At 43.8% G+C, this 12,263-nt stretch carries 11 protein-coding genes; 6 read left to right on the top strand and 5 right to left on the bottom strand.

What is annotated here, in order from left to right; all coding sequences use genetic code 11:
* The 4 genes from R7R78_RS07630 to R7R78_RS07615 all read left to right on the top strand — a co-directional run bounded on the left by R7R78_RS07630 (position 1) and on the right by R7R78_RS07615 (position 3,241).
* Positions 1-555 carry a DsbE family thiol:disulfide interchange protein gene (locus R7R78_RS07630; RefSeq protein WP_005380518.1) on the top strand — a complete coding sequence of 185 codons (555 nt, stop codon included), beginning with the start codon at positions 1-3 and terminating at the stop codon, positions 553-555.
* Entirely contained in the window at positions 552-1,037 is a 486-nt protein-coding gene (locus R7R78_RS07625) for a cytochrome c-type biogenesis protein (RefSeq protein WP_005380519.1), read from the top strand. The genes R7R78_RS07630 and R7R78_RS07625 overlap by 4 nt, the downstream gene beginning before the upstream one ends.
* On the top strand, positions 1,037-2,251 hold the full coding sequence (gene ccmI, locus R7R78_RS07620; protein ID WP_025767178.1) for a c-type cytochrome biogenesis protein CcmI: 1,215 nt from the start codon (positions 1,037-1,039) through the stop codon (positions 2,249-2,251). Before R7R78_RS07625 ends, ccmI begins: the two co-directional genes overlap by 1 nt.
* Before the next feature lie 216 nt (positions 2,252-2,467).
* Positions 2,468-3,241, top strand: coding sequence for a VacJ family lipoprotein (locus R7R78_RS07615; RefSeq protein ID WP_005380523.1), 774 nt, complete (start codon positions 2,468-2,470; stop codon positions 3,239-3,241).
* Between the two features lie 74 nt (positions 3,242-3,315).
* Here R7R78_RS07615 and R7R78_RS07610 read toward each other — a convergent pair whose 3' ends face one another.
* The 4 genes from R7R78_RS07610 to R7R78_RS07595 all read right to left on the bottom strand — a co-directional run bounded on the left by R7R78_RS07610 (position 3,316) and on the right by R7R78_RS07595 (position 7,798).
* Positions 3,316-4,632: an outer membrane protein transport protein gene (locus tag R7R78_RS07610; RefSeq protein WP_054576273.1), complete on the bottom strand. Its 1,317-nt coding sequence runs from the start codon at positions 4,630-4,632 to the stop codon at positions 3,316-3,318.
* 309 nt (positions 4,633-4,941) lie between these two features.
* A complete protein-coding gene (locus R7R78_RS07605; RefSeq protein ID WP_154205112.1) occupies positions 4,942-6,201 on the bottom strand; it encodes an outer membrane protein transport protein in 1,260 nt (419 codons plus the stop codon).
* Between the two features lie 297 nt (positions 6,202-6,498).
* Entirely contained in the window at positions 6,499-7,230 is a 732-nt protein-coding gene (locus R7R78_RS07600; RefSeq protein WP_025767180.1) for a DUF3379 domain-containing protein, read from the bottom strand.
* A complete protein-coding gene (locus tag R7R78_RS07595; protein WP_005380528.1) occupies positions 7,223-7,798 on the bottom strand; it encodes a sigma-70 family RNA polymerase sigma factor in 576 nt (191 codons plus the stop codon). Before R7R78_RS07595 ends, R7R78_RS07600 begins: the two co-directional genes overlap by 8 nt.
* Before the next feature lie 721 nt (positions 7,799-8,519).
* Here R7R78_RS07595 and fadI point away from each other — a divergent pair.
* Both fadI and fadJ read left to right on the top strand, forming a co-directional pair.
* On the top strand, positions 8,520-9,827 hold the full coding sequence (fadI, locus tag R7R78_RS07590) for an acetyl-CoA C-acyltransferase FadI (protein ID WP_005384447.1): 1,308 nt from the start codon (positions 8,520-8,522) through the stop codon (positions 9,825-9,827).
* Positions 9,827-11,938 carry a fatty acid oxidation complex subunit alpha FadJ gene (gene fadJ, locus R7R78_RS07585; RefSeq protein WP_225473386.1) on the top strand — a complete coding sequence of 704 codons (2,112 nt, stop codon included), beginning with the start codon at positions 9,827-9,829 and terminating at the stop codon, positions 11,936-11,938. Before fadI ends, fadJ begins: the two co-directional genes overlap by 1 nt.
* Positions 11,939-12,000: 62 nt before the next feature.
* Here fadJ and R7R78_RS07580 read toward each other — a convergent pair whose 3' ends face one another.
* Positions 12,001-12,255 (bottom strand): hypothetical protein, encoded by a 255-nt coding sequence (locus R7R78_RS07580; protein WP_005384444.1) that lies wholly within the window; start codon positions 12,253-12,255, stop codon positions 12,001-12,003.
* Positions 12,256-12,263: the final 8 nt, after the last annotated feature.

Here is a 12,263-nt window from a genome sequence, read left to right as displayed (position 1 = left end):
ATGAATAAGAAAATCTTATTTATTCCGCTTGTCGCTTTCATGATTCTAGCGGGCATTTTCGCAACCCAATTAATGCGTAACCAAGAGGGCGATGATCCAACTAAATTGGAGTCGGTTTTGGTTGGCAAGCCAGTTCCTGAATTTCATTTAGAAGACCTGGCTGAGCCTGGAAAACAGTACGACCAATCAATTTTTAAAGGTGAACCGTTGCTCTTGAACGTTTGGGCAACGTGGTGCCCAACGTGTTATGCAGAGCATAAATACCTAAACGAATTGGCGGGTAAGGGCGTTAAGATCATCGGTATGAATTACAAAGATGATCGTAATAAAGCAATAGGTTGGCTGAATGATCTCGGCAACCCGTACTTGATCAGCCTATTTGATGGCAGTGGTATGCTTGGCCTTGACCTTGGCGTTTATGGTGCTCCAGAAACATTCATTATTGATGCAAATGGTGTGATTCGCTATCGCCATGTAGGGGATGTAAACCCACGTAATTGGTCAGAAACACTGGAGCCGCTTTACAACAAATTGGTTGAGGAGGCGAAGCAATGAGAAAGCTAATTCTTGCCGTTTTTGCTGCGATGACATTATCTCTTGCTGCTCATGCGGCCATTGAAGTGTACGAGTTTGATAATTTGGAACAAGAACAGCAGTTCAAAGAGTTAAGCCATACGCTCCGTTGCCCTAAATGTCAGAACAACACGATCTCGGATTCTAACGCTGAACTTGCTCAGGACTTACGCCATAAGGTGTATGAAATGACCAAAGAAGGTAAGTCCAAAGATGAGATTGTTGATTACATGATCGCCCGTTACGGTAACTTCGTGACTTACAACCCACCATTTACGGTCGCGACTGCGATTTTGTGGCTAGGGCCACTCGCTGTAGTACTGGGTGGTTTTGGTTTGATTGTGCTGCGTAGCCGTAAATCTAAAGTTAAGGCAAAAGCGAGCAGTGACGAGCAATGGGATGAGCAAAAAGAAGCTCGTTTAAAAGCATTGCTTGAAGAAGAGAACAACGGAGATAAGAAGTAATGACACTATTTTGGATTTCCACCGTTGTTCTCACGCTTATTGCTTGTGCGCTGGTGGCTTTGCCGCTGCTTAAACAAAAAGCGAACAATGATGATGTGTTACGCGATGAGCTCAACAAGGCATTTTATAAAGACCGACTATCTGAGCTTGCAGAAGAAACTGATGAAGGTCTGGTTGAAAGTGAAGACGAACTGATTTCTGATCTAAAGCAATCACTGCTTGACGATATCCCTGGTGATAGAGCGCAAAAAGAAACCAAGGTTTCTCCAATCGCAGTTTTAGTTCCATCGGTAATTCTGACGGTGGTGCTGAGCTATGGTTTGTATTATAAATTTGGCGCGTCAGACGATATTGTTCAATGGCAAGAAGTGTCTGCAAATCTACCTGAGTTATCGAAAAAGCTGATGTCGGCTTCTTCTGAGCCGCTGAGTGACGATGAAATGGCGGATTTGACCCTTGCCCTTCGAACTCGCTTACATTACCAGCCGGAAGACTCGACAGGTTGGTTACTGCTAGGTCGTATTGCGTTAGCAAATCGTGATGTCACCACAGCTATCGATGCGATGGAAAAATCGTACCGCCTAGAGCCAAAAGACCCAGATGTGATGTTGGGTTATGCACAAGCTCTGATGCTGTCTCAAGAGGAAATGGATCAAGCGACGGCTCGCTCATTACTCGGCAAGCTGATGCAGCAAGACTATGTCGATCTGCGTGTGTTTTCTTTGTTAGCGTTTGATGCGTTTGAGCGTCAAGACTTCCCGGCTGCCATCAAGTACTGGGGAATCATGCAGCAAATGATTGGTCCAGAAGATAGCCGCTACGAGATGTTGTCACGCAGTATTGAGAGTGCTCGTAAGCAAATGGGCGAAGCGGTTTCACAGGATAAGAGTGTAGCTGTGACAATTGATGTGGCACCAAATGCTCAGTTGGATCCAAACGCAGTTCTGATTGTGTCAGTACATCGTTCAGATGGCTCCCCAATGCCTGTGGCTGCTGCTCGTTATCCGCTAGGTACTTTCCCTCGCACAGTCGTATTAGATGATGGCAATGCCATGATGCAAGGGCAAAAGTTATCTTCACTCGATAAGCTAATCGTCCGTGTGCGTGTAGATTCTGACGGTAACGTAGCAACGCGTGATCAAGATTGGCACGGAGAAAGTGACGTCGTTGAATTTGGCGCACCAGTAGAAGTGACCATTGATCAGCAGTATTAATTGTTAACATCTGTCTCTGAAACATGACAACGAGGTAGAGTCAGTTGCCTTTAGTGGTATGACTCTAAACGATCGAGTAGAATACCGAAGGCCAGCGATTGCTGGCCTTTATTTATTCCCATATCTGAGTCATCTTTACTATGTATCCTGCTCAACATACGTACTATGGTTAATCGGGGTGACTTAGGTACATTAATAGTCGTTATGGAAAATAAAATGTATAACAAGGGTAAATCTACCTTCTTGTTGCTGTTAGCCGTTGGACTGGTTGGCTGTTCAAGTGCGCCTGATGAAGCAGTAACAGGACAAGAAACAAATCAAACGACTTCTGATGTGTATGACCCGTTGGAAGGCTTTAACCGAACCATGTGGGAACTCAACTACGAATATTTAGATCCGTATTTGGTTCGTCCTGTATCACTTGCGTATGTAGAATACACGCCAGTTCCTATTCGTTCTGGTATTGCTAACTTCTTATCGAACTTAGATGAGCCAGCAAGCATGGTTAATAACTTAATCATGGGTAATGGTACGAAAGCCGTGGACCACTTTAACCGTTTTTGGATTAACTCGACGTTCGGTATTTTCGGTTTATTCGATATTGCAAGTGCCGCGGGTATTACGAAGTACGACGAGAAAGCGTTCAGTGATGCAGTAGGCCACTATGGTGTTGGAAATGGTCCTTACTTCATGGTTCCAGGTTATGGTCCGTATACCTTACGTGAAGTGACAGATACCGTAGATAGTACGTATTTACCCCTCTCTTATCTCAACTTCTGGGCGAGTTTGGGTAAGTGGGCGTTTGAAGGAATGGAGAAGCGTGCTTTATTAGTACCGCAAGAAGCGCAGCTAGACTCGTCGCCGGATCCATATATTCTAACTCGCGATGTTTATATCCAGCGTCAAAACTTTAAAGCAGAAGTTGAAACGGTAGAAGAAGTTAACATCGAAGAAGAAGAGTATTTAGATGAATATCTAGAAGACTTTTAAGCGTTGTTCTTCACAATAGAGAAATGAAAAAAGGCTTAGCTGATGCTAAGCCTTTTTTGTATTTTGCAGCTTGGTTAGAAACGGTAGTTTGCTTGAACACCGATTAGCCAAACATTACCCGTAGTTTCGCCTACGAATTGGCCGCCGACTTGTTCTGCAGTGTCGTCTGACTTGTAACCACGAGACTCAACGATTGGTGCGTCTTTCGCAAAAATATAGGTGAAGCCAGCGTCTAGGCTGAAGTCTTTCGTCCAATCGTACGTTGCGCCAATACTTAGCCAAGTACGGTCAGTTTCTGGAATAGTAATCGTGCGGTTTTTGTCGCTTACCGCTGAAGTATCGTATGCAATACCAGTGCGTAGCGCTAGCTTAGGATCAAGCTGGTAAGTAGCACCAACAGCAAAGCGATAGTTGTCTTCCCAGTTTTCTACTTTAACCATATGCGTGCCAGCAGTATTTAGACGTGCTTCCAATTTCTCGAAAGAGCTCCAATCCGTCCAGTTAACGCTTGCGTGTAACGCAAGTTGGTCTGTTACTTGGTGGAAGCTTGCCAATTCAGCCGTTGCAGGCAGGTTTAGATACATGTAGCCGTTGTCGCGTTCAGAAGTACCGAAGCCAAAACCAAGACCTTCAGCATGGCCTTCAAGCTTTAGTTCAACTTCAGATTTGTACGCGAAGCCGATACGGTTATTTTCATTGATCTGCCATGCTGTACCAACTTGCCAGCCCCAAGCGGTATCGTCACCTTCCATGTATTTTAGAGCAGTACCTTGAGGAACACTGATTGGTTGATTAGTTTCAGGATTTAACCCTACAACGTTATTCTTAGGAGCTGCTGCGCCAAAGCTGCCTTCGCCGATGATGTAACGGATACCACCACCAACGCTGATTGATTCATTGACTTTGTAAGCTGCGTTCAAGTTCGCTTCCATTGTCGTTACGCTTGCTTCGTTACCGAAGTGCGAGGCACCAAAGCCTTTACCTAAATCGGTTTCCATGCCGTAGTTGGTGCCAAATGCCAAACCAATCGCGAATTTCTCATTATATTGGTGTGATAGGTAGAAGTTTGGAATGATTGCATCATGTGCGAAGTCATCTGAAGATGCAGAAGAAGTGCTACCGTGGAAGTTTACATCACCTTCAATATCAATATTTGGGTTCACATAGATTGCACCAACGGACACTTGAGTGCCTTCCAAATAAGTTAGCATTGCTGGGTTACGCCATTGTGCACTTGCGTTGTCAGCCATTGCAGCTTCACCAGCATATGCTCGACCTAGGCCTGTTGCAGAATATTCAGCAAGTTGGAAACCTGCTGCGTTAGCCATGCCCGTTGCGCCAAGTAGGCTTAATGCCACTGCTGTTGATAGAAGAGTCTTGTTGGTTTTCATTCGAATGTTCGCTGATTTGTTTATAACGTGGGACAAAAGTTTAAAGGTAGAGTTTTTACTTTAGAAATGAAAATCCAGCGTAAGTGGTCATTTGGAATATTATGCTTTTAAATGTTATTTGTGCGGTTTAATAATCTAACTGTGAAAGGCTTGTAAACGGAATTCAGCGAACAGCTGTGCGTCCTAATTGTGAGATTTAGATACACGTGTTCACTCAAATTGAGTGGGCAATAAATCGCAGATATGAAAAAAGGCTGGAAATCCAGCCTTTTATATAAAGTATTTTTCTACTAACTAACAGCGAAGCGTTTAGAAGCTACGGCTGTATTGTAAGCCGAATAGAATTGCATCAGCATGAGTTGTTGCTGTTACACCGGTAGAAAGAACAGGAGATAATTGAGTATTCTCATTAACTTTTACATCTTCACCTAACAAGTACGTGAAGCCAAAATCGATGTTTGAGCTATTATCAATATGGTAAGAGAAACCTGTGGAGAACCACTGGCGATCAGAGTCTGGTACCGAGATAGACGTTACTTTATCTTGAGCGCTTGTGTCGTACATGTAACCAGCACGAAGTGTCCAGTTGTTGTTTAGGTAGTAAGTACCACCAATTGCGTAGTGCCAGCCATCTTGCCATTGATAGTCTTTCGAGTAACCACCTTTAAGTAAACCCTGATTTAGGTTCTCAAAATCAATTTGGTCGAAATCTTTCCAACCGATGTATTGGATGCTGTAGTGTACAGCAAACTTAGTGTCTTGGATTTTGTGGAAACCAGAAAACTCGGCCATATCTGGTAGAGGTAGCGTGATTTCCTGACCTTTGTCGTCTTTCGCCGTAAATTCAGGGCTGTAACGATACGCTAGACCAAAACGGTTGTTTTCATCTAGTTCGTACACAGTACCAACGTTAAAACCAACAGCCCAACCATCAGCTTTATCTACGTCCAGAATTTTTTGACCGCCAACCCCTGGGACTGAAGAGCTAGTTGTACGCTTCATTGTGCCTTGGCCGTAGATTAAATCTAAACCAGCACCAAAGCTCCATTGTTCGTTTAAACGGTAAGAACCCGCCAATCCAAAGTTGAAGCTTTTTACATCCGTAAGACCACCGTACTCGGTTGCGGTGTAGTTATCTGAAAATTCAGTTTTAGTGCCGAAATTAGAGTATGCGTTTACGCCCCATGCAAACTTGTCATTTACTGGAACGATTAGGTGAATGTTTGGAGCTATTGACGTATCACCCACATCATCAGTATCAGCAACACTTACAGTACTGGAGCCCAAAGGAGTATTAACGTTATATTTCGCATCTTTCACTTCAATCATTGAAGTAATGCTTTCGAAGCCTAACGAAAGTTCCATTTTATCAAATAGAGCCATTGCTGCTGGGTTACGAGCCATTACCGCGGCGTTATCTGCGATTACTGCATCACCAGCAAATGCACGGCCGATGCCAGTTGCTGATTGAGCGTTGATTTGGAAACCCGCTGCCATCGATTGACCTGAGGCAAAAGCTACCGTTACTGCTAGGAGAGTCTTTTTAAACAGACGCGTGTTCTGAGTCATTTGTTTTTCCTTATTAGATTCGTCTCTTTGGACGATAAATTGAGCTTTTGCTCAGTGGCGCAGATAGTAGTATCAATAATTGCTTGGACAAATCCGACCATTGGATAAAATGGAATAAAAATTGCAGAAATGATGTCTAAAAGACGGGAAATTGCACTTAAAATGCATAATTTAGAGTTTAAGCTCTAAATGCGATAGGGGTGGTGAATGTTTTGTGTTCTATTTATACAAAAATGCCGCTAAATAAGATCATTTAGCGGCATTTAACCTTTTGAAGGCTGGAAATCGTCGAAGTTGTTACATTGGCTTAATCATTGATGCAAGAGTCGTAGCGAGCGCATCAATATTTTCACCTTCTTCCCCGACTAAAATCAGGCTTGAACTCCCGACGGGCTGAACGATTCCGGTCATGCCATCCTTATTAAAGTCGGTACTTTGTTCGCTTGGAATACCAGTAATAAATAACGTTACTTTACCTTTTGGACCTTGGAACACCATATGCACCGCATTGGATTCACCAAAACCGCAGTGGTTTAGGTAGTAAACGTGATATGGAAAGTTTTCACTAAACTGGTAATGAAATGGCGACATTTTCGCATTAATTTGCGAGCTCGGTACATCCTCATCAAGATGACGAACAAACGGTTCTTCATGAATAACGTGTTTCATCGCGGTATCCGCTAAACTGGCTTGTGCTGGAGACACCAAAACATTTCCCCAGTTTACTTGACCAACTAATAACCCTGCGGTGAACGCAATAGAAGCAGCAAGTGCCATTGCTTTGCGGACAAAGTTTGGTCTTACGACCTTCTCTTCATCAAGTGCACTCGACGTCTGGCTAAATAAAATCTTATCTGCGAGATCTTCGGGTACATCCACATTCATGGCTTGTTTAATTTTTACATCGAGATCCAAAACGTCATCAACAAACTTATTGTTGGCGTCGCTACCAGCTAAAGCTTGCAGAATCTCTTCATCCTTTTGTTTTGGATCCGACAAAATACGACGACGAAATTCTAAATCATCCATTCTTTTGTCCTCTCTTGGTATCTTGAGAATCCAACATCTCTTTAAGTTGATTACGAGCGCGAAATAGTCGAGTCATCACTGTGTTTTTATTTAAATCAAGAATGTCGCCAATTTCTTCTCCACTGAAACCACCGACAACTTGGAGAAATAAAGGCTCACGATATTCAACATCGAGCTTCATGATCTGTGCCTGCAGCCATTCTTGCTGATGATGTGAGTCATCGCTGACTTTAGCATCATTGCCGTAATCATCGATATCAACTAAATCAAATTGTTTACGTTCGAAGCGGCGTGCATTTTCTCGTCTCAATATTGTGATGAGCCAAGACTTGGCAGCTTTTTCGTCTTGGAGGCTATCGAGTGACTTCCAAGCTCTAAGACAGGTTTCCTGAACTAGATCTTCCGCGACCGCTTTATCTTTGCACAACCAATATGCGTAGCGGTACAAGTCACGATGATACCCTCGGACGAGCGCTTCGTATTTTCTTTGCTTGTCCATATCAGAGTTGACCGGACTGTTGGAATTTTTCTTTCCAAACATTTTTAATATGGCCACAGGAGCCTCCATCCTCGCTCTGTGAGTTTCTTATTTGTTCTGAGCATGACTTTACTTGCTTCATCGCTTAGCGGTTTTGGTTGCAGGATTTGTCATGCAACCCCTTTGACACAATAAGCCATGTGGTTACCTAAAAGTGTATACGCAAATGTCAGATATCATCGAACACGAATTGATATATATTGTTAACAATATCATCATTAGTAATCAATGGCTTGGATAAGTTCACTCGATGGAGCATTAAAAGGGACTTCTGATGGTGGATTCTTGAATTATTTTGAATCAATAATCGCTCTAGGTGAGCTTAAAACTCGTAAAATCACTATAAAATTGATCTATTTCAAAATATCAAGCAGTGAAGGGGTTATAGTACACCTTGTCATCTCGTTAGTCATTGCGACTAACATGTTGAGCAAGATGACACTTCCTTTTGAAGGCTGACTTTACTTTCTCCTAATCAGGAAACTGATTACTTTTCAATTGGCGTAAGTTAATTGTTTTATAGATATTCCGACCACACAGTTATGTGTGGTTTTTTTTTTGCTTCGATTTTACTTTCCGTATACCTCTTACCGTTTTAACTCTCTATAGTTAACCATTAGTAATCGCATAAGAATCAAAGAAGTAGAGTAATTGAACTACTTGCTTCACGTTTATTTAAACGCACGTTTGATAAATTTAACAAATTCATTACAATGCATCAGGTCAGACCTCTTGTATTTAAGGAGAAACAATGGGCAAGCAGGAAGTAAAAACACGCAATGGTGAGCGTGTCGCTATTGTCGCGGGGCTTCGAACTCCCTTTGCTCGTCAAAGCACGGAATTTAGCCAAGTGCCAGCGGTCGATTTAGGGAAAATGGTAGTAAGCGAAATGCTTGCTCGAACAGATATTGATCCGAAGCTAATCGAACAAGTGGTATTTGGACAAGTAGTACAAATGCCTGAAGCGCCAAACATCGCACGAGAAATCGTGTTAGGCACTGGTATGAACATCCATACTGATGCATACAGTGTGACTCGAGCGTGTGCGACGAGTTTTCAAGCGGCGGTTAATGTCGCAGAAAGCATCATGGCGGGAACCATCGATATTGGTATTGCTGGCGGTGCAGACTCTTCTTCCGTCCTGCCTATTGGCGTATCAAAGAAACTGGCCGCTAATCTGCTTGCTCTTAGTAAGACAAAAACAATGGGTCAGAAGCTTAGTATCCTCAAAAACTTGAGCTTTAAAGACCTGATGCCAGTGCCACCAGCAGTAGCAGAGTACTCTACGGGTTTATCCATGGGACAAACTGCAGAGCAAATGGCTAAAACACATGGTATTTCTCGCGCAGAACAGGATGCGCTTGCACATCGTTCTCATACGCTGGCTTCTCAGGCTTGGAAAGAAGGAAAAATCCAAGATGAAGTGATGACGGCTTTCCCTGAACCATACAAAAAATGGATTTCGGAAGACAACAATATCCGTCATGACTCAACGGTTGAGGGATACGCGAAATTGCGACCTGCGTTTGATCGTCAGTATGGCAGTGTTACGGCAGCGAACAGTACGCCATTGACTGATGGTGGTGCGGCAGTGATGTTGATGCGAGAAGGTAAAGCGAAAGAGCTCGGAATGGAGATCCTTGGTTACATCCGAGGTTATGCATTCTCTGCTATCGGCGTGGAAAAGGACATGCTGATGGGGCCGACTTATGCCACAGCGAAAGTGCTTGAAAATACAGGCTTGGAACTGTCAGACCTGACGTTGATCGACATGCACGAGGCCTTTGCTGCTCAAGCATTGGCGAATGTGAAGATGTTTGCTTCCGATAAGTTTGCTCAAGAAAACCTTGGTCGCTCAAAAGCGATTGGTGAAATTGACATGGATAAGTTCAACGTGCTTGGCGGATCAATTGCTTATGGTCACCCATTTGCTGCGACTGGTGCGCGTATGATGACGCAAACCCTACGAGAGCTAAAACGCCGTGGCGGTGGTATTGCATTGAATACTGCATGTGCTGCTGGTGGTCTTGGTGCGGCAATGATTCTGGAGGTTGAGTAATGAGCGAGCAAAAAGCATTTAGTCTAAAGGTTGATGAGCAAAATATTGCTTGGTTAGCCATCGATGTTCCTAATGAAAAAATGAATACGCTGCAGGCGGCTTTTGCTGACGAAATGAAAGAAATTTTTGCTCAGCTAAAAGACTCCAGTGGTATTAAAGGGATGATCATCCACTCCCTAAAACCGGACAATTTTGTTGCGGGTGCTGATGTTCGAATGCTAGAAGCATGCACCACAGCAAGTGAAGCGGAAGCCTTAGCAAGGCAAGGTCAGGAGTTGTTACAGCAGCTATCGGACTTACCTTATCCTGTCGTTGCGGCTATTCATGGCCCATGTTTGGGCGGTGGTTTAGAACTGGCTCTTGCATGTGATTATCGTGTTTGTACGGATTCTGACAAAACGCGTTTAGGTCTGCCAGAAGTACAACTTGGTTTATTGCCAGGTTCTGGTGGTACTCAGCGTCTGCCACGTTTGATTGGCCTGTTACCGTCGTTGGACTTAATCCTGACGGGTAAACAACTTCGTGCGAAGAAAGCTAAAAAATTGGGCGTTGTGGACGCCTGTGTGCCTGACACCATTTTGCTCGACGTAGCAAAACAGTTTATCGACAAAGGTAAAAACAAGGGCACGAAAAAGCTATCGACGAAAGAAAAGGTGATGTCTGGTAGCGGGCTAGGGCGCAAGTTTGTATTTGAGCAAGCTGCGAAGAAAACGAATCAAAAAACTCGCGGTAACTATCCAGCAACGGTTGCAATTCTAGAAGTTATTCAACATGGCTTAGAGAAAGGCTTCGCTAAAGGTCAAGAACTTGAAGCGAAGCGCTTCGGTGAGCTTGTGATGAGCTCAGAGTCAAAAGCGCTCCGTTCGATCTTCTTTGCCACAACAGAAATGAAGAAAGAAAATGGCACGGATGCGAAACCAGCACCAGTTCATAAAGTTGGTGTGCTTGGTGGTGGTCTGATGGGCGCCGGAATCAGCCATGTGTCTGTTGCAAAAGCAAAAGTACCTGTTCGCATCAAAGACGTTAGCAACGATGGCGTTTTAAACGCGCTCAACTACAACTACAAGTTATTTGAGAAACAGCGCAAACGTCGCATTCTATCCAAGGCCGATCTGCAAGCGAAAATGCTGCAACTGTCTGGTGGTGTCGATTTTACCAGTTTTAATCATATTGATGTCGTAATTGAAGCCGTTTTTGAAGACTTAGATCTTAAGCAAAAAATGGTGGCGGACATTGAAGCGAACGCTAAGACAGAAACTATCTTTGCGACCAATACTTCTTCGTTGCCTATCCACAAAATTGCAGAAAAAGCAGAGCGTCCAGAAAACGTAGTTGGTTTGCATTACTTCAGCCCAGTAGAAAAAATGCCTTTGGTGGAAGTGATTCCGCATGAAACGACGTCAGATGAAACCGTTTCAACAGTTGTTGCACTTGCTAAGAAGCAAGGTAAAACCCCGATCGTAGTGAAAGACAAAGCGGGCTTTTACGTGAACCGCATTCTTGCGCCATACATGAACGAAGCGGCGCATATTCTGCTGGCTAACGAACCGATCGAAAAGATTGATACGGCGTTGCTTGACTTTGGTTTCCCTGTTGGCCCGATTACCTTACTGGATGAAGTCGGTGTCGACATTGGCGCGAAAATTATGCCGATTCTGGTTAATGAGTTAGGTGACCGATTCAAAGGCCCGGATGTGTTTGATATCTTGTTAAATGATGGACGTAAAGGGCGCAAGAGTGGTAAGGGCTTTTACACTTACAAGGGCAAGAAGAAAGATGTCGACAAATCAGTTTACAAACTGCTTAAGCTCGACCCTGAATCTAAGCTAAGCGATAACGATATTGCGTTGCGCTGTGTGCTGCCAATGTTGAATGAAGCGGTACGTTGTTTGGATGATGGTATCATTCGCTCGCCACGTGACGGTGATATTGGCGCGATATTTGGTATTGGTTTCCCACCGTTCTTGGGTGGTCCGTTCCGTTACATGGACCAATTTGGCATTAAAGAGCTCGTAGAGAAAATGAATGAGTTTGCATCGAAGTATGGCGATCGTTACGCGCCATGTGATGGTTTGCTTACTCGAGCTGGTGAAGGGACAACGTTCTATTAAACGTTGCTGCGGTAGAGAAAAAGGCTTGCCAGTGGCAAGCCTTTTTCATAAAGAAGAAATGGTTACTTCTTCTTGTCTTTCTTATCTTTATTGTGGCCTTTACCTGGGTTGTCGTCCCCGTGAACGCTGCTGTTACCTTTTTTGTCTTTATCATTCCACTGCTTTGAAGAGCAATCATCTGATTTGATGGATACATTGTCTCCGCTAAGGCGCACACAGTCGTCACTTAATTCGAAGCCATCGCCTTTGACTGAGATTTCAGCGTGAGCAGATGCCAATGGCAGTATAAGAGCCACAAGTAAAAGTGCTTTTTTCATGATTACCT

The organism is Vibrio sp. 2134-1 (assembly GCF_033339495.1).
The sequence above is the reverse complement of the archived record's forward strand: the minus strand, read 5'-3'. Positions and strand labels throughout refer to the sequence as shown.

Coding starts and splice junctions, on each gene's coding strand:
- R7R78_RS07605 (WP_154205112.1), bottom strand. CDS start 6,201: ATGACTCAGAACACGCGTCTGTTTAAAAAGACTCTCCTAGCAGTAACG.
- R7R78_RS07630 (WP_005380518.1), top strand. CDS start 1: ATGAATAAGAAAATCTTATTTATTCCGCTTGTCGCTTTCATGATTCTA.
- R7R78_RS07625 (WP_005380519.1), top strand. CDS start 552: ATGAGAAAGCTAATTCTTGCCGTTTTTGCTGCGATGACATTATCTCTT.
- fadI (WP_005384447.1), top strand. CDS start 8,520: ATGGGCAAGCAGGAAGTAAAAACACGCAATGGTGAGCGTGTCGCTATT.
- R7R78_RS07600 (WP_025767180.1), bottom strand. CDS start 7,230: ATGGATGATTTAGAATTTCGTCGTCGTATTTTGTCGGATCCAAAACAA.
- R7R78_RS07610 (WP_054576273.1), bottom strand. CDS start 4,632: ATGAAAACCAACAAGACTCTTCTATCAACAGCAGTGGCATTAAGCCTA.
- R7R78_RS07595 (WP_005380528.1), bottom strand. CDS start 7,798: ATGGAGGCTCCTGTGGCCATATTAAAAATGTTTGGAAAGAAAAATTCC.
- ccmI (WP_025767178.1), top strand. CDS start 1,037: ATGACACTATTTTGGATTTCCACCGTTGTTCTCACGCTTATTGCTTGT.
- R7R78_RS07580 (WP_005384444.1), bottom strand. CDS start 12,255: ATGAAAAAAGCACTTTTACTTGTGGCTCTTATACTGCCATTGGCATCT.
- fadJ (WP_225473386.1), top strand. CDS start 9,827: ATGAGCGAGCAAAAAGCATTTAGTCTAAAGGTTGATGAGCAAAATATT.
- R7R78_RS07615 (WP_005380523.1), top strand. CDS start 2,468: ATGTATAACAAGGGTAAATCTACCTTCTTGTTGCTGTTAGCCGTTGGA.